The 18,479-nt window shown below is 41.5% G+C and carries 13 protein-coding genes; 10 read left to right on the top strand and 3 right to left on the bottom strand.

Annotated features, from left to right (window positions below; genetic code table 11):
• The first annotated feature begins 126 nt into the window (after positions 1–126).
• Complete coding sequence (gene glmS, locus SK629_RS09630) at positions 127–1,935, top strand: glutamine--fructose-6-phosphate transaminase (isomerizing) (protein WP_042901694.1); 1,809 nt, start codon at positions 127–129, stop codon at positions 1,933–1,935.
• A gap of 18 nt (positions 1,936–1,953) precedes the next feature.
• Here the strand turns inward: glmS and SK629_RS09625 are convergent, their stop codons facing one another.
• The gene (locus SK629_RS09625) at positions 1,954–2,148 is read right to left on the bottom strand and encodes a hypothetical protein (RefSeq protein WP_042901693.1); all 195 of its coding nucleotides are present in this window, start codon (positions 2,146–2,148) and stop codon (positions 1,954–1,956) included.
• A gap of 56 nt (positions 2,149–2,204) precedes the next feature.
• Here SK629_RS09625 and SK629_RS09620 point away from each other — a divergent pair, with 56 nt between their 5' ends.
• From SK629_RS09620 to SK629_RS09585, 8 genes are all read left to right on the top strand, one after another.
• The gene (locus SK629_RS09620; RefSeq protein ID WP_042901692.1) at positions 2,205–3,254 is read left to right on the top strand and encodes an LLM class flavin-dependent oxidoreductase; all 1,050 of its coding nucleotides are present in this window, start codon (positions 2,205–2,207) and stop codon (positions 3,252–3,254) included.
• A 220-nt stretch (positions 3,255–3,474) separates the two neighbouring features.
• On the top strand, positions 3,475–4,479 hold the full coding sequence (locus SK629_RS09615) for a uroporphyrinogen decarboxylase family protein (RefSeq protein ID WP_042901691.1): 1,005 nt from the start codon (positions 3,475–3,477) through the stop codon (positions 4,477–4,479).
• Positions 4,480–4,491: 12 nt separating this feature from the next.
• The gene (locus SK629_RS09610; protein WP_042901690.1) at positions 4,492–4,695 is read left to right on the top strand and encodes a hypothetical protein; all 204 of its coding nucleotides are present in this window, start codon (positions 4,492–4,494) and stop codon (positions 4,693–4,695) included.
• A 2-nt stretch (positions 4,696–4,697) separates the two neighbouring features.
• Positions 4,698–5,696, top strand: a complete 999-nt coding sequence (locus SK629_RS09605; protein WP_042901688.1) for a uroporphyrinogen decarboxylase family protein — start codon at positions 4,698–4,700, stop codon at positions 5,694–5,696.
• An 11-nt stretch (positions 5,697–5,707) separates the two neighbouring features.
• Positions 5,708–6,586 (top strand): transporter substrate-binding domain-containing protein, encoded by an 879-nt coding sequence (locus SK629_RS09600; RefSeq protein ID WP_042901687.1) that lies wholly within the window; start codon positions 5,708–5,710, stop codon positions 6,584–6,586.
• 32 nt (positions 6,587–6,618) lie between these two features.
• Positions 6,619–7,311: an amino acid ABC transporter permease gene (locus SK629_RS09595; RefSeq protein ID WP_042901685.1), complete on the top strand. Its 693-nt coding sequence runs from the start codon at positions 6,619–6,621 to the stop codon at positions 7,309–7,311.
• A gap of 3 nt (positions 7,312–7,314) precedes the next feature.
• Positions 7,315–8,037 (top strand): amino acid ABC transporter permease, encoded by a 723-nt coding sequence (locus SK629_RS09590; RefSeq protein ID WP_042901684.1) that lies wholly within the window; start codon positions 7,315–7,317, stop codon positions 8,035–8,037.
• Positions 8,038–8,046: 9 nt separating this feature from the next.
• A complete protein-coding gene (locus tag SK629_RS09585) occupies positions 8,047–8,811 on the top strand; it encodes an amino acid ABC transporter ATP-binding protein (RefSeq protein WP_042901683.1) in 765 nt (254 codons plus the stop codon).
• Positions 8,812–8,886: 75 nt separating this feature from the next.
• On the opposite strand, the gene SK629_RS09580 is transcribed toward SK629_RS09585, so the two are convergent.
• Together SK629_RS09580 and SK629_RS09575 are read right to left on the bottom strand one after the other, a co-directional pair.
• On the bottom strand, positions 8,887–12,777 hold the full coding sequence (locus SK629_RS09580; RefSeq protein WP_042901682.1) for a pullulanase: 3,891 nt from the start codon (positions 12,775–12,777) through the stop codon (positions 8,887–8,889).
• Between the two features lie 107 nt (positions 12,778–12,884).
• Positions 12,885–14,369: a M protein trans-acting positive regulator PRD domain-containing protein gene (locus tag SK629_RS09575; protein ID WP_042901681.1), complete on the bottom strand. Its 1,485-nt coding sequence runs from the start codon at positions 14,367–14,369 to the stop codon at positions 12,885–12,887.
• 482 nt (positions 14,370–14,851) lie between these two features.
• Between SK629_RS09575 and rpoB the strand changes: the two genes are divergently transcribed.
• On the top strand, positions 14,852–18,463 hold the full coding sequence (rpoB, locus tag SK629_RS09570) for a DNA-directed RNA polymerase subunit beta (RefSeq protein WP_042901680.1): 3,612 nt from the start codon (positions 14,852–14,854) through the stop codon (positions 18,461–18,463).
• Positions 18,464–18,479 lie beyond the last annotated feature (16 nt).

The raw sequence follows: 18,479 nt of genomic DNA, 5'->3' as shown, positions 1-18,479 counted from the left end.
ATACCAATTTTTACTCTTGACAAGTGAAAGAAACAAGTATATACTGTTTTTGCTGATTCTATAAAAGAAGAATCAGACTATACCAATTTTAAGGAGAAAGCACAGCTTGCCTGTGTCGTATATACTATGTGTGGAATTGTTGGTGTTGTTGGAAACACAAATGCAACTGATATTTTGATTCAAGGGCTTGAAAAGCTCGAATACCGTGGCTATGATTCTGCGGGGATTTTTGTCCTAGGTGGTGCTGAAAATCATCTAGTCAAGGCTGTAGGCCGTATCGCAGAATTGTCTGCTAAGACAGCTGATGTTGAGGGAACAACTGGTATCGGACATACTCGTTGGGCTACTCACGGGAAACCAACGGAAGACAATGCTCACCCACACCGCTCTGAGACAGAACGTTTTGTCTTGGTTCACAATGGGGTGATTGAGAACTATCTTGAAATCAAGGAAGAATACCTTGCAGGGCACCACTTCAAGGGGCAAACAGATACGGAAATCGCCGTTCACTTGATTGGAAAATTTGCGGAAGAAGACGGCTTGTCAGTTCTTGAAGCCTTCAAAAAAGCTCTTCACATCATCCGTGGTTCTTATGCTTTTGCCTTGGTTGACTCACAAGATCCTGAAGTCATCTACGTGGCTAAGAATAAATCACCACTTTTGATTGGTCTTGGGGAAGGCTATAACATGGTCTGCTCAGATGCTATGGCTATGATTCGTGAGACCAACCAATATATGGAAATTCATGATCAAGAGTTGGTAATCGTCAAGGCTGGTAGTGTTGAAGTTCAAGACTATGATGGCAACAGTCGTGAGCGTGCTAGCTACACTGCCGAGCTAGACTTGTCAGATATCGGTAAGGGAACTTACCCTTACTACATGCTTAAAGAAATTGATGAGCAACCAACTGTTATGCGTAAACTCATCCAAGCCTACACAGATGAGGCTGGTCAAGTTGTCGTAGACCCAGCTATCATCAAGGCTGTTCAAGACGCAGACCGTATCTACATCCTTGCAGCTGGGACATCTTACCACGCAGGATTTGCTTCTAAGAAGATGCTGGAAGAATTGACAGATACGCCAGTTGAACTTGGAATTTCATCTGAGTGGGGCTATGGTATGCCACTTCTTAGCAAGAAACCACTCTTCATCTTTATCAGTCAGTCTGGTGAAACAGCGGATAGCCGTCAGGTTTTGGTTAAGGCTAATGAAATGGGAATTCCAAGCTTGACAGTGACAAACGTCCCAGGTTCAACCCTTTCACGTGAAGCTAGCCATACTATGCTTCTTCACGCAGGTCCTGAAATTGCCGTAGCCTCAACCAAGGCCTATACAGCGCAAATCGCAGCCCTTGCCTTCCTTGCAAAAGCAGTTGGTCAAGCAAATGGTAATGCTAAAGCGCAAGCCTTTGACCTGGTTCATGAGTTGTCAATCGTAGCTCAGTCTATCGAATCAACTCTTTCAGAGAAAGAAACCATTGAATCCAAGATTCGTGAGCTTCTTGAAACAACTCGCAACGCCTTTTATATTGGGCGTGGTCAAGATTACTACGTAGCTATGGAAGCAAGCCTTAAACTCAAAGAGATTTCTTACATCCAGTGTGAAGGCTTTGCGGCAGGAGAACTCAAGCACGGAACTATTGCCTTGATTGAAGAAGGAACGCCTGTCTTGGCTCTCTTGTCAGATCCAGTCCTTGCCAACCACACTCGTGGAAATATCCAAGAGGTGGCAGCTCGTGGTGCCAAAGTCCTCACTATCGCAGAAGAGAATGTAGCCAAAGATACCGACGATATCGTCCTTACGACCGTACATCCTTACCTCTCACCAATCTCAATGGTCGTACCAACACAATTGGTCGCTTACTTTGCAACCCTGCACCGTGGCCTTGATGTGGATAAACCACGTAACCTTGCTAAGTCAGTAACGGTAGAATAAGCTAAAAAGTCTAGTTATCTAGGTTTTTTCTTGTGAGCAAATTGGTTGCTTGTACTCAAGATTCGTGTTATACTCTTCGAAAATCTCTTCAAACCACGTCAGCTTCACCTTGCCGTAGGTATGGTTACTGACTTCGTCAGTTCTATCCACAACCTCAAAACACTGTTTTGAGCAACCTGCGGCTAGCTTCCTAGTTTGCTCTTTGATTTTCATTGAGTATTAGAATAATTTTTCAAATTGAAGGACAGAGATAGACAGGGGGAATCACCATGGTAGAATTGGGAATTTCAACATTTGGGGAAACAACGGAGCTTGAGGGAACTGGACAGACTTACAGTCATGCTGAACGCATTCGTCAGTTAGTGGCGGAGATTGAACTGGCTGATAAGGTTGGTTTGGATGTGTATGGGATTGGTGAGCACCACCGAGAGGATTTTGCAGTATCAGCCCCAGAGATTATTTTGGCAGCTGGGGCAGTCAATACCAAGAAAATCCGTTTGACCAGTGCAGTCAGCATTCTCTCGAGTATGGACCCCATTCGGTTGTTCCAACAGTATGCCACTATCGATGCTTTGTCAAATGGACGAGCAGAGATTATGGCTGGGAGAGGCTCTTTTACGGAGTCATTTCCCTTGTTTGGCTATGACTTGAAAGACTACGAAGTTCTCTTTGATGAGAAATTAGACTTGCTTCAGTTAGTCAATGAAAAGACCAAGCTAGACTGGAAAGGTCGATTGATCCAAACAATTTCTGGCAAAGAAGTTTATCCTCGTCCAGTTCAGGACAAATTGCCCTTGTGGATAGCGACAGGTGGTCATGTCGAATCAACAGTGAAGATTGCTCAGGCAGGCTTACCGATTGTCTATGCTATTATTGGTGGCAATCCGCGTTATTTTAAAAAATTGATTCAGGCTTATCGTGAGATTGGGAGTGAAGCGGGCCATGCAAGTCATGAGCTAAAGGTCGGAGCCCATTCTTGGGGTTGGATTGCTGAGGATGGCGAGCAGGCGGTAAAAGATTATTTCCATCCGACCAAGCAAGTAGTGGATGCTATTTCCAAAGACCGTCCTCATTGGCAAGAATTGCGTTATGAACAATACCTTGAGCAGGTTGGACCAAATGGAGCCATGTTTGTGGGTAATCCTGATCAGGTAGCAGAAAAATTGATTCGCATGATTGAGGATTTAGGTTTGGATCGCTTTATGTTGCACTTACCTCTTGGTTCCATGCCGCATGAACAAGTCCTGAGAGCCATCGAACTTTTTGGAACTCAAGTCGCACCCAAAGTCCGGGCTTACTTTGCCATGAAAGAGGCTTAATAAAAAATCCTAATCAAGTTGATAAAAAATCTATATAACAACTATTTTAAAAAAGCAATAAACAGAAAAGAATCTCTGAAAAGCTAGTAAAATCAAGCTTTCCAGAGATTTTTTTCGTTATTGATATAAACAATATCAATCAAGTCGATAGTCAATATATATTGGGAAAAGGTAAAAAGGAGTGGTAAGATGGTTTCAATCAAAATGGAAGGAGAAAAATATGACAAGTAAAAGAGAGCTAGTTTTTAAAGCCATCCGAGGAGAAGAGGTGGAACGAGTTCCTGTAGGCTTTTGGTTTCATTTTGTAACACTGGAGGAAAAAGGGCAAGGTTTAAATAACCCACGTATCTTTCAAAAAAGTGTAGAGGGACATCGGAAGTACGTTGAAAGAATTCATCCTGATTTTGTCAAAATGATGAGTGACGGATTTTTCATTTATCCGAGTAATGTCTATAGTCCTTTTGTTACAAGTATTCAGGAGCTGGCTTCTATTGAGTCGATTGGTGAAAACCATCCTTGGATTCAGCAACAAGTAGAAGTAGTACAAGCCATTCGAGCAACCTTCACTGAGGAGATTGCTTCATTCTACAATATCTTTTCTCCAATTTCCTACCTGAAACGGTGGTTTCGTACAGAGACTTCTAGAGGTGATAAGGAGGTTGCTGATCTATTACTTGAAAATCCAGAGCTATTCAGGGAGATTTTAGATGTGATAGCTGAGGATATCGCTATCCTAACCAAGGCAATCATTCAGGATGGTGGAGCAGATGGGATTTACCTCAGTACACAAGAAATTCAGGATGAACGCATTACAGCAGAATTGTATCAGACCTATATTGAGCCAAGCAACGTAAAGGTTTTAGAAGCTGCCAATCAGGCAGGTGGGATAAATATCCTGCATATCTGCGGTTTCCAAGGTGCCAGTAACAATGTGACTATTTTCAAAGATTATCCAGCCCAGGTTTTCAATTGGGCAACCCACCATGAAGCAGTCAGTTTACCTCAAGGTCAGGAGCTATTTCATGGCAAAGCGGTCTTGGGTGGTTTTGAAAATGGGAAGCAGAGCCTGCTTTATGGAGGTAGAAAGGATGCACTACAAGAGGAAACCAAACGCTTGTTGGCTGAAGCTGGGACTAGAGGAGTCCTTCTTGGAGCGGATTGCACGGTTCCAGATGACTTTGAATTAGAAAGATTGGACTGGATTCGTCAGGCTGCTGTTTTATAATAGGAGGGCCTTATGAAAAGAAAAAAGTTGCTATTGGCAGGGATGGTCCTCGGCTTTGTCATCTTACTTGCGATCAGTCTTAGCAGGGGGCTGAATTGTAAGGAAGGGCCAAGATGTCATGGAATTCAGGATTTTCAGAAGGGAAGTCTTCCCTTTATTCAAACCAATGATATTGCCAGTGTTTTATTAGTCGAAAAAGAAAGAAATGGAGAATAGAGATGTCAGAAAAAAGAGAATGGGTTTTAAAAGCATTTAGAGGAGAAGCAGTCGATCGTGTGCCTGTTGGTTTTTGGCACCACTTTACATCAGAAGAGGAATGGTTAAAGGGATTTTCCAATCCTGTGATTATTGAAAAGAACATACAAGGTCACAAACAATTTATCCATGAACTAAATCCCGACTTTATCAAGTTGATGAGTGATGGCTATTTTGCTTATCCAAATCCAGTTATCGGTAAAGGAAAGTCACTCCAAGAGCTGTCGGAGATTGAACCTCTGGGTCAAGATCATCCGTGGATTAGAGAGCAAGTAGAATTGGTGAAGAAGATTAAGCAGGAGTTTACGGAAGATATTGTTGCTATTTACAATATTTTTGCGCCTGTTACCTACCTCAAATGGTTACTTGGAGAAGTGTCTGGTGGAGATGATCTCATTGCAGATTTCTTAGTTCAAGATTCTCAGAAATTGAAAAAAGTACTTGATGTGATTGCGCAAGATATCGCTAGTTTGAGTCAAGCTATTATTAAAGATGCAGGAGCAGACGGTATTTATCTCAGTGTGCAAAGTATTCAGGATGCGCGTGTTTCTGTTGAAGACTATCAGGAGATTATTGCGCCGAGTGAACTGACTGTTTTAAATGCAGCTAAGTCGGTTGGTGGGGTAAATATCCTTCATATCTGTGGCTATGAAGGAGCCCGAAACGATATTCATATCTTTGCCGACTATCCAGCTCATGTTTTTAATTGGGCAGTTGGACCAGAAGGTATCAGCCTAAAAGAAGGTCGTGAGATTTTCAAGGGTCGTACTGTTTTGGGAGGATTTGAAAATGGAAAAGAGGGACTTCTCTATCGAGGCAGTAAGGAAGAAATTCAAGCTGAAACCAAACGCTTGATAGAAGAAACAGGTAAAGATGGCCTCATACTTGGAGCAGATTGTACCATTCCGAGCGATATTGCAGTGGAACGTATCCAGTGGGTGAGAGAAGCAGTAGCTAAATAAAGGAGAAGAATATGAGTAAGAAAACATGGATTATTGGTGGAGTTGCGGTTGCGACAGTGCTTGGAGCAACAATTATTGGTAGAACTTTGACAGGAGCATCTGCTAAAGGTGCAGATGCAGCTTCATCTGGACAAGTAACAACTTTAAAGGTTGCCCATACCCAAAACTATGTCCCTTATGATTTTATTGACGAAAAAGGGGAATCAGATGGTTATGAAGTTGCTGTTTTAAAGGCGGTTGATGAGAAATTAGCAGATTATAAATTTGAGTATACAGGAACTAGTGATGATGATCTCTTGATTGGGCTTGAGTCTGGCAAGTACGATATTGGGACAAAAGGTGCTTGGTATACAGATGAAAGGGCTAAAAAATTCATCATTCCATCTGAGCCAGTAGGTGCTAGCATTATTGGTTTTACTGTTAGAAAAGAAGATGAAGGCAAATATAAGAATATTGATGATTTTGCTAAAAATAAAGGAAAATTAGTACCAATCTCTCCTCAAAATGCCCAGTGGAATGTCATCAATAGTTATAACGAGAAGCATAAGGATACACCAATTGAGTTGACAGCTGCTGAATCTTTCAAAGTGGCAGATGCTTATGCTTGGGTTTTAGAAGGACGTTATGATGCTTTCTTTGATATTAAGCTGTCTTTTGAAAAAGCAGTGACAGCAGAGGATGGTTCTTACCACCAATATGCGGATAAACTTAGCTGGTTCCCATATAAAGGAATCCCAACCTATCCATTGATTCACCGTGATGAAAAGGGCGAGAAGTTTGCTAAAGAATATGAAAAAGCGATTAAAGAATTAAAAGAAGACGGTACTCTAGCTAAACTTTCTCAAAAATACTTTAAAGAAGATGTCTTTAGTTATGTTGATAAAGATTAGATAACAATCAGGCATGTTAGAAAGAGGTTTACATGGTTTCATATGATTTTTCAAGAGTGTTCAAATTTTTACCTACCTTATGGCAGGCTCTTCCTATGACCTTGTCCATTCTCTTTTTTACTACAATCCTTGGTTCCCTTTTCGGTGGCTTACTGGCTTGGGCACAAGTGGGAGAAGACAAGACTTTTGCAGGTCTTTCCAAGGTCTATATTTTCACTCTTCGATGTACTCCCCCGATTGTTTTACTATTTTTAGTCTTTTATGGTTTACCTGAATTTTTAAAATGGTGGTTGAATTTAGATATCAACAACTGGTCTAAAACGGTCTTCGTATTATTTACTATGGTCTTGCTGTTTGCGGCTATCATTGCAGAAGTGTTTAAGGCCTCCTATCAGGCAATTCCAAAAGGTCAGATGGAAGCTGGAGTCAGTATTGGTCTGACACCTAGTCAGACATTCTGGAGAATCATTTTTCCTCAGGCTTTTCAAGTGGCCCTTCCAAATATGACGACCGCTATTCTAAATTTGATGCGAGACGCTGCCCTAGCTTATACGATTGGTTTTGTAGATGTCATGGGGGCTGGCAATCTCTTAATTAGTCGCAATTTGGGGAATTACTCTCTTGAAACCTATACAGCGGTTGCCATTCTTTATTGGGGTGTGGCCTTGGCTGTTTCCTTCTTGAGTCGCTTGTTGGAAAAATCTTTGGAAACGAAAGGGAGATAGGATATGGATTTAGACTATATTGCAAAAACCTTTTTAGAGACCTTAAAAGGGGTACCGACTGCCTTGATCATCATGATTATTGCCATGGTCTTAAGTTTTGTACCAGCCTTGTTTTTAGCGCTGGGTCAAATATATAAAGTGAAAGGTGTTCGAACATTCTCCCTCGTGTATCTAGCTTTTATAAGAGCGACACCTCCAATTTTACTGATTCTTTTCTTTTATAGTTTGTTTCCGAGTTTGCTCAATCAATTTCTCAAAAGCATAGGAAGTGATGTTGATATCTTTAAACTCAATCCGATCTATTATGCTTTTATTATCTATAGTTTGATGACAACAGGTAGTTTATCAGAAATCTTACGTTCGGCTATTTTGACTGTGGATAAGGGACAATTAGAAGCTGCACAAGCGATTGGTTTAAGCACTAGACAAGCCTATGTGAGGATTGTTTTTCCACAGGCCTTGCGTTCAGCCCTGCCCAATTTGGCTAATTTAGTCATAAATATTGTAAAAGGGACCTCTTTGGTCTTTGTTATGACCATTAAGGATATTACAGCTATTGCCCGTGTTGAAGCGTCTTATGGTTATCAGTATTTTGAATCATACTTTGTTATCTTTTTACAGTACATTCTTATTTGCGGATTGATTCAATGGGGCTTTTCACTCTTAGAGAAACGCTATATTCGAAGAGAACAGAGACAAGTAGCGTCCACTGCAGGTTTAGCATAGGAGGATACAATGTTACAAGTAGAACATGTTGCAAAAAAATTTGGAGACAGACAAGTCTTAGAAGATGTTAATCTCAAGGTCAACCAAGGGGATGTGGTTGTAATCTTGGGGCCATCTGGATCAGGTAAAACGACTTTTCTCAGATGTCTCAATCATTTAGAAAAGGCTGATAGTGGTTCTTTGAAGCTTGCTGGCAAAGACTACGACCTTGGCAAATTGACTAAAAAAGACATTTTAGAAATTCGCCAAAAGACCGCTTTTGTTTTCCAACATTATAATTTATTTGCTAATAAAACGGCCTTGGAAAATATTTTAGAGGGCTTGGTGATTGCTCGGAAAATTCCTAAGGAAGAAGCAACCAAGCGTGCGGAAGCTGCCTTAGAAAAAGTTGGTTTACTAGCTTATAAGGATTACTATCCCTCTCAGCTTTCTGGAGGTCAGCAACAACGAATCGGCATTGCGCGTGCTATCGCTGTGAAACCAGAGGTCATTTTGTTGGATGAGCCAACATCGGCCTTGGATCCAGAGTTGGTAGGGGATGTTTTGGATGTTTTAAAACAGTTAGCTAAAGAAGGAGTTACTATGGTAGTAGTGACGCATGAGATGGGATTTGCTAGAGATGTAGCTAATCATGTCATTTTTATGGATGGCGGGAAAATTGTTGAAGAAAATAATGCCCATGATTTCTTCAGTCGTCCAAAAGAAGAACGAACCAAGCAATTTTTGGCACGAATACTTTCGGATGCGACCTATAGTGTAGAATATATGATTTGATAGATAGGCTTAGCAGACTAAAAATCAATCCCCCGAGCGTTAAGGCTTGGGGGATTGTTCTATAGGAGGGCTAGTTTAGTTCTCTTTTTTGTTTTTCAGTAAGAACCCGAGACCTAGAAGGGCAAGAATGCTGATTCCTGCAAACAGGAGTTTGTGATCGTTTTTGGTTCCTGTATTTGGAAGTTCAGCTTGTTTAGCTAGGGGTGCAGGAGTATTATCCTTGCTAGAGTTTTCTACTGATTCGTTTTGAACCGCCTCTTTTACAGATGATGCTTGTGCTTCTTGTGCTGGTTGTTCAGCTTGTGAATCAGTTGTAGCTTGGCTAGGTTTATCTTCTGCATCAGCTACTTTTTCATCTGGTTTTGCAGAATCAGGTTTAGTTTGTGGAGCTGGATCTTGATGTTCCGGTTTGACTACTCGGTTTGGAATATTACTTGTACTGTGCTCTTGACCTTGTTCTTGTTCTTGTCTAGAATTCGGAAGGTCAGATTTTGGTTTATCTTCCATAGCTGGACGGCTTTGAGAGACTCGAAGAACAGTAGCTGTAAGGGCATTCAATTTCAAGCCTTTTTCAGTCCATTCAAGTCCTTTCGGGTTGGCAATTCCAACTGGTCCTGCTTGGTTTTCATCTGCCAAAACTTCAGCATTTCTTAGATGTGCAAAGGCAGTTCCAAAATTAAATTCGCGAGCTTTTTCGTCCGCATTGACAAAGACTGCGTAGATATCTCCGTTTGGAGCAGTGATTTGGTAGCCAATCACTACGTCCTCTTTTTCTACACCATTTTGGCCTGGGACAGTGATGAGGTGGACACGGTCCTTGATATCTTTAAGACTCTTAAGTCGGAAGGCATCTGTAGATTGACGAAGGGCAATCAACCCTTTCATATAGTCACGACTCTTGACATTTTCAGGATATGCTTTTCTATCTGTAGCTTTAGTCCAGTCAAATTTGTTGACAGCATCGCTAGAATCGTAAGAGTCATGGATGAAGTAAGGATAGTCAAATGGATTGCCGTTCTTATCACGCAATAAGTGAGATTTGTTTGGAACCTTGTTTTCTGCGACGGGAGTCTTGTAGGCTGGGTCACGGAATTGTTTAGTACGTCCGTATTCCTGACCAGAGTGGATAAATGGAGTTCCTTGAGCTGTCAAGACCATGAGGTTTCCAAGTCGCAAACGACGGTGGATTTCAGTATAGTTTTCAGCCTTGCTGGGGTCTTTTTTAATAGACTGAGCGATGATGTCAAAGAGGGTCAAGTTATCATGTGCTGCGATGTATTGGATGACATCTCCAGGACTGTCTGCTTCAAAGTTGGTTGGTTGAGCAATGAGATTTTTGAAGATAGTGTTGATATCACGCTTGCCACCTGTGATAAAGGCAGGTTGACCTTCGTTTGGATAACCAGATTTGAGGTTGTTACGGATGTCATCTGAAAAGACAGCGACAGTATCGGTATGTTTCATCCAATCTTGATCAGCAGCTTTAGTAGGCATGTTCTCATCACCAGCATAGGTTCTCCAACCTTCACCAAGCATGATTAGGTTTGGATTGAGGGCGCGTGCGGCCTTGTAAGCTTCTTCGATAGAAGCTGCATCATGGTCTCCCATCATATCGAAGCGGAATCCATCCACTTTGTAGGTATCAACTAGATATTTGATAGAGTCAACTAGGAGTCGTTTGGTCATATGATGGGTTGTTCCCAAACGTCCACCACCAAAGCTAGTGCGAGGTGTACCATCAGCATCCATAAAGTGGTAGTAGTTTGGTTCTAAATCTTCAAAGATATCGACTTTGGCTGTATGGTTGTAAACTACGTCCAGGATAGCTCCCATGCCACGTTTGTGGATTTCATTGATGAGGTTTTTGAATTCTGCGATTCGTTTTTCTGGATTCTTAGGATCGCTTGAGTACATACCAGTCAAGGAGAAGTAATTTTGAGGGTCATATCCCCAGTTGTAATTGCTGTTGCTTGAAGCATAGTCAGACAAGCGTTCATGATTTTTCAATTCATTGACAAAGTAGTAAGACAAGACTGGAAGGAGCTGGATGTGGGTTACACCCAAGTCTTTGAGGTAGTCTAGTTTTTCAATGAAGGCTTCAAAGGTACCAAATGGTTTGGTCAAGTCTTTTGCAATGGCAGGATCTGAAGTGAAGTCGCGCACATGAGCTTCGTAGATAACGGCATCTTCACGAGTCTTGAAATTGTGAATCTTACCATAAGTCAAGTCTTGAGGTCCTAGTTTAGCTGGATTTACAAAGGCGGCTTTAGCCACTTTATGGGCATCGTCAATCTTGGCATCGTCACTATTCCAAGCAGCGAGGGATTTAGCGTAAGGATCGAGTGCAAGAACAGTTTTACCTTGACGCTCGATTTGGTATTGATAATAGTAGCCAGTGAAATCCGTGATGCCTAGTTTGTTTGTGCCATCTAGAGTTTGTTTCCAAGTTCCTCTTTCCCCTTTTTCAAGAGCGACAGTTCCAACCACTTTTTCAGGGTCATTCTTGTCGTAGACAACAACAGAAACCTTATCAGCACTTGGTGACCAAAGGGTTAAATCAACTTGTTTTCCTTCTTCTTTTAGGTCAGCTCCAAGTTTGCCATCATAACTGTATGTCTCATCTTTAAGTCGCCAGCTTGTTTTGGTAGTGAATTGGTCGGAATTGTAGCTAACAGTATAGGGATGTTTTGTGTCCGAGAAATCTCCGCTGTAAGTCACTTTCTTGCCAGCTTCATCGATTGCGACATCGGTGATAGTTACCTTGTTTCCTAGGTGATTAGTGATATTGGAGTGCTTGAGAATATCTTCTTTTTTGGCACCGACCAGTGTTGAAAAACTACTCTCAATGCTAGAAGTGCCTACGTGCTGAGCCCCTGTCATACGGATATCATGGACATAGTATGGATTTGTGTAAATCGATTCATCATCGTCTTTTAGGAAAATTTGGCTATGGTTTTTCAAATCTGTGAACTTATAATCTTCTTTACGGATTTTCACGTCGTCTCCTTGTTTGCTCTCATCTAGTAATAAAAAGCCGAATTCTTTTGCGGCATCCTTAAGAGGAATGTCAATATAGCGACCGTATTTTCCTGTAGCTGTAAAGTCTGTTCCGTCAGGCCATTGAGCGCTACTTGGATTTTTCACATCTCCCCAGTACCAAAGAGATTTCTTATCATAGTTGCCATCTGTACGGTAGTAGTTGACGCGAACAGTCCCTGCAGGTTGTGGTTCGTAAGAGAAAACCTTGTAATCTTGGTCCAACCAAGCCTCGTTCATTTTTGGAACTAGTTTTTCGGCCGATTTATCGCCAGTTAGATTTTTTCCAGCTGCATTATTGATAAGGAAGCTAATTTTCTTGGCTTGCTCTCCCTTTAATTTGACATCTAGGTAGTAGCCGTAGTCATCTTTTTTGGCGTCTTTAAAGGACAAGGCACCGTTAGGCCAGTTTTCAGAAGGTTTTTCAACATCGTCCCAAGTCCATAGTCCTTGAGCATCCTTGTTTTCTTCAGGAAGTTTTTTGACGTGGATACGGAAGTAGTTGTCTTCGATTGGCTCTTCCGCTTTAGTTTCAGTCGTTACTGGACTAGTAGAAGTCGTTGGCTCACTTGAACGATCTTGTCCAGTTTGTGGTGCTGAATCAGCTGGACTTGCAGCAGGACTAAATGTCTCTGTTGCAGGTTTTTCTTCTTTTTTCTCTAGGGAAGCGTTTGCATTTTTAGGTACAGAAAGATCACTTTCTTGCTTACCAGTGCTGGCTGTTGTATCAGTAAGAGGTTGGACAAGGGCAGTAGTAGTTTCACTATTACTTGCATTAGTGGTTGGTGTATTTTCGTTGGCTGAGATAGTTGGTGTAGCCATGGCAAGTAGGACAAAGCTTGCGCCGATAAGGACAGAACCAGTTCCATTCTTGAGGGAACGGATGCTGTAGACCATTTTTTTCTCAGTTTGAGAAGTTGTTCTTTTCATAATTATTCTCCTATAAATGAATTTCTTTATCAGTATAGCACTTAGTAAAATAAGATGCAAGCGTTTTCCTAAAATTGAACTAAAAGAAAAAATCGTAACAAATTTTGTTACGATTCAGCCAGTCTTTCTTTATGAATTTGAGAAGCCAGCAGGTGGAGGTGGTGAAATAGTTCTGCAGTAGAAAGATTCCGACTACAAATAATGGGTTTCGGACAATTGGAAACAGGAAAGGTAGTGATCACAATATCGTGAGGGATTTGATTGAGACTTGAGAAAGAAATAGCAGATTCTTCCCAAGAATCAAATAGATAGAGATTATTGCCGTAGTGAGTTAGGGTGTCGATAAGGTTTTGTGCATGATGGCTATCCAGATGACCAATGACTAAAACACGTATTTTGGGAAGTTTTTGAAGTAATTGGACTAAAATACGTCGCCCTTGAATCGAAAAGGTGTAGACAAGTTCTTGTAGCTTAATGGAGTGACTTTCGAGTCCCATTTCAGTAAGGTAAGATTGGAATTTGTGTTGACTTACTTCAAATAGTTTTGGAAATTCTGCTTGATAATTGCTTAAAATCAGGAATCTCTGTTTGTCAAGAGACTGGTCACTGAGTAGATGGAAGAAATCAGATTGGGCAGTATAGTGGAGGAGCCAAATCAATTCCTCGCGATTTTCAATCTGCAGATGAAATTCTTTAGCTAACTCTTCTAAGATTTGACTCAATAAACGATAAGATTTTTGAATCTGATGAATGTCTCCTAAAGCTCCATTACTAGGCTTGTTTGTAATTTGATGAGATTTGATTGGGTTTGAAAATAGCTGTTCCAGTGTCTCCTTTGTAGCTTCAAAATCGAGTTTTTTAGCCAGTTTTTTGATATCTTGTTCAAACTGGGGAATTTGTATGAGGGAACTGTAATGACTGGTTAAGAGCGGACTAGGATTTTCAATGAAACGTCCCTTATTGAATCGCTCTAGATTGATAGCCAGGGTATATTTGATTTGCCGTAAGCTACTGAGGTTGGGTGAAACTTGTTGGGCCTTTAAAAATAGCTGAATCAGCTGAGTGAGTGCCTCTTCAGAAATAAAAGGGAAGGGCCAATCAAGAAAGGTGTAACTTTGGATAAAGTAGTCCAGATAAAAGGCGCGAATGTCTTCTTCTGCTCCCTCCATGCCTAAAGGAGAAAGTTGGACTTTGATGTCATAATGTTGTGGGAGTTTAGTATTTAGATACTGGATGATTTCCTCAATCTGCTCTGGATTAGTCGAAAGTGCCTGACACAGTTGCTCAAGTCCTTGTCCCTCTTTAAAAAATAGACGGTGCAAAAAAGAGTAGGTTGTAGATTGTTCAAAGATTGCAATCCGAGGATCCAAGGTGTTTTGAAAGTCAAACTGCAACTGAATGCCTTCTTTTGTTGATCGAATAAGGAGGTTTGGGAATAATTGCTCGAGCCTAGAAAGGTGTTCTTGCAATTCTTCTATTGAAAAATTCAGATTCTCAGCCAAGACTGGAAGTTCTATCCAATCATGGTGCTTGATTAATTCTTCCAGTAACACTAGCAAATTCTGTTCTGTTTCAGAAAGCAAAATATCCATAATAAACCTCCCTATATATTTATACATATATATTAAAAGAAAAACCTAGTAAAGTCAAGAAAAACAGCCTAGGATAAAATAGGAGAATCTGAATTTGCTATATTTTTATTGGACTATTAAACTGAAAATGAAATTTGCAAAGTAATAGTTGAATTCAATTTTTTATAGGAAAAAATTTACCAAAAATCTACAGATTCCCTTGAAAAATCTAGCTAAATAGGGTATAATATGAGTAATCATTTGTCGTAGGTTTTGTCTGAAATATTGTCCAGACAAGGCTCACAGCAGTTAAATCTTCTGAAAAAGTCAGATTTAGCTGCTCTTTTTGTGCTTTTTTTCATGATTTTGAGCATTTGTAACAAAGACTTAAAGATTCTGAAAATTCGCCCAAAGGACACGGTGATAGGGGTTTTTAAAACCATATGACGATTAGAAAAGCCTGATTGACAAGGCTTGGAACTTATTTACAAAGGAGAATCATCTTGGCAGGACATGACGTTCAATACGGGAAACATCGTACCCGTCGTAGTTTTTCAAGAATCAAAGAAGTTCTTGACTTACCAAATTTGATTGAAATTCAAACTGATTCATTCAAAGCTTTCCTAGACCACGGTCTTAAGGAAGTATTTGAAGATGTATTGCCAATTTCAAACTTCACAGACACGATGGAGTTGGAATTTGTTGGATATGAAATCAAGGAACCAAAATACACGCTAGAAGAAGCTCGTATCCACGATGCTAGCTACTCAGCACCAATTTTTGTAACTTTCCGCTTGATCAATAAAGAAACAGGCGAAATCAAAACTCAAGAAGTTTTCTTTGGTGATTTCCCAATCATGACAGAAATGGGTACTTTCATCATCAATGGTGGTGAACGTATTATCGTATCTCAGTTGGTCCGCTCACCAGGTGTTTACTTCAACGACAAAGTTGATAAAAATGGTAAAGTGGGTTACGGTTCAACTGTTATCCCTAACCGTGGAGCTTGGTTGGAACTTGAAAGCGACTCAAAAGATATTGCCTACACTCGTATCGACCGTACGCGTAAGATTCCATTTACAACCTTGGTTCGTGCTCTTGGTTTCTCAGGTGATGATGAAATCTTTGATATCTTTGGTGATAGCGAATTGGTTCGCAACACTGTTGAAAAAGATATCCACAAGAATCCAATGGACTCTCGTACAGACGAAGCCTTGAAGGAAATTTACGAACGCCTTCGTCCAGGTGAACCTAAGACTGCTGAAAGCTCACGTAGCTTGCTTGTAGCTCGTTTCTTTGATCCACGTCGCTATGACTTGGCAGCAGTTGGTCGCTACAAGATCAATAAAAAACTCAATGTTAAAACACGCTTGCTTAACCAAACAATTGCTGAACCATTGGTAGACCCTGAAACAGGTGAAATCTTGGTAGAAGCTGGGACAATCATGACTCGTAGTGTGATTGAAAGCATCGAAAGCCATTTGGATGGTGATTTGAACAAGATTGTTTACATTCCAAATGATGCAGCTGTTGTGACTGAGCCAGTTGTTCTTCAAAAATTCAAAGTTGTTGCACCAACGGATCCAGATCGTGTTGTAACGATCATTGGTAATGCTAACCCAGATGACAAGGTTCGTATCGTCACTCCTGCAGATATCCTTGCTGAAATGAGCTACTTCCTCAACTTGGCTGAAGGACTAGGTCGTGTTGATGATATCGACCACCTTGGTAACCGTCGTATCCGTGCGGTTGGGGAATTGCTTGCTAACCAAGTACGTCTTGGACTTTCTCGTATGGAACGTAATGTCCGTGAACGTATGTCTGTTCAAGACAACGAAGTCTTGACACCACAACAAATTATCAATATCCGTCCTGTAACAGCAGCAGTTAAAGAATTCTTTGGTTCTTCACAGTTGTCACAGTTCATGGACCAACACAATCCGCTTTCTGAGTTGTCTCACAAACGTCGTTTGTCAGCCTTAGGACCTGGTGGTTTGACACGTGACCGTGCTGGATATGAAGTACGTGACGTGCATTACACTCACTACGGTCGTATGTGTCCAATCGAGACACCTGAAGGACCTAACATCGGTTTGATTAACAACTTGTCATCATACGGACACTTGAACAAATATGGTTTTGTTCAAACACCATACCGTAAGGTTGACCGTGAAACAGGTGTTGTTACGAATGAAATCGTTTGGTTGACAGCCGATGAAGAAGATGAATTCACTGTAGCGCAGGCTAACTCTCGTCTTAACGAAGATGGAACTTTTGCTGAGAAAGTTGTTATGGGACGTCACCAAGGGGTCAACCAAGAGTATCCAGCGAATATTGTTGACTACATGGACGTTTCACCAAAACAGGTAGTTGCCGTTGCGACAGCATGTATTCCTTTCTTGGAAAACGATGACTCCAACCGTGCCCTCATGGGAGCCAACATGCAACGTCAGGCTGTGCCATTGATCAATCCTCAGGCACCTTACGTTGGTACTGGTATGGAATACCAAGCAGCCCACGACTCTGGAGCCGCTGTGATTGCTCAGTATGATGGTAAAGTTACTTACGCAGATGCTGACAAGGTAGAAGTTCGTCGTGAAGATGGTTCATTGGACGTTTACCACATCCAAAAATTCCGTCGTTCAAACTCAGGTACTGCTTACAACCAACGTACTCTCGTAAAAGTTGGCGATGTTGTTGAAAAAGGCGACTTCATTGCTGACGGACCTTCTATGGAAAATGGAGAAATGGCGCTTGGACAAAACCCAATCGTTGCCTACATGACTTGGGAAGGTTACAACTTCGAGGATGCCGTTATCATGAGCGAACGCTTGGTGAAAGACGATGTTTATACATCTGTTCACCTTGAAGAATATGAATCAGAAACGCGTGATACAAAGCTTGGGCCTGAAGAAATTACTCGTGAAATTCCAAACGTTGGTGAAGATGCCCTTAAAGACCTTGACGAAATGGGGATTATCCGTATCGGTGCTGAGGTTAAAGAAGGCGATATCCTTGTAGGTAAAGTAACACCTAAGGGTGAGAAAGACCTTTCAGCTGAAGAACGCCTCTTGCACGCTATCTTCGGAGACAAATCTCGTGAAGTACGTGATACTTCTCTTCGTGTACCACACGGTGCCGATGGTGTCGTTCGTGATGTTAAGATTTTTACACGTGCAAATGGAGATGAGTTGCAATCAGGTGTCAACATGCTGGTTCGTGTCTACATCGCTCAAAAACGTAAGATCAAGGTCGGAGATAAGATGGCCGGACGTCACGGAAACAAAGGGGTTGTCTCTCGTATCGTTCCTGTAGAAGATATGCCTTATCTTCCAGACGGAACTCCAGTCGATATCATGTTGAACCCACTTGGGGTGCCATCACGTATGAATATCGGACAGGTTATGGAACTTCACCTTGGTATGGCGGCTCGTACTCTTGGTATCCACATCGCGACACCAGTCTTTGACGGAGCAAGTTCTGAAGATCTTTGGTCAACCGTTAAAGAGGCAGGTATGGATAGCGATGCCAAGACAATCCTTTACGATGGACGTACTGGTGAGCCATTTGATAACCGTGTGTCAGTTGGTGTCATGTACATGATCAAACTCCACCACATGGTTGACGATAAATTGCACGCTCGTTCAGTCGGACCTTACTCAACTGTTACCCAACAACCACTCGGAGGTAAAGCTCAGTTTGGTGGACAACGTTTTGGTGAGATGGAGGTTTGGGCTCTTGAAGCCTACGGTGCATCAAATGTCCTTCAAGAAATCTTGACTTACAAGTCTGACGATATCAACGGACGTTTGAAAGCATATGAAGCCATTACAAAAGGAAAACCAATTCCAAAACCAGGTGTTCCAGAATCCTTCCGAGTTCTTGTCAAAGAATTGCAATCTCTTGGTCTTGACATGCGTGTCCTTGACGAAGATGACCAAGAAGTGGAACTTCGCGACTTGGATGAAGGAATGGACGAAGATGTCATCCACGTAGATGACCTTGAAAAAGCCCGCGAAAAAGCAGCCCAAGAGGCTAAAGCAGCCTTTGAAGCTGAAGAAGCTGAGAAAGCAACAAAAGCGGAAGCAACAGAAGAAGCTGCTGAACAAGAATAAGCAGTTCACTTAGAAT

Source organism: Streptococcus mitis (assembly GCF_000722695.1).
GTDB lineage: Bacteria > Bacillota > Bacilli > Lactobacillales > Streptococcaceae > Streptococcus > Streptococcus mitis_O.
This window is presented reverse-complemented; position numbering and strand designations above follow the sequence as displayed.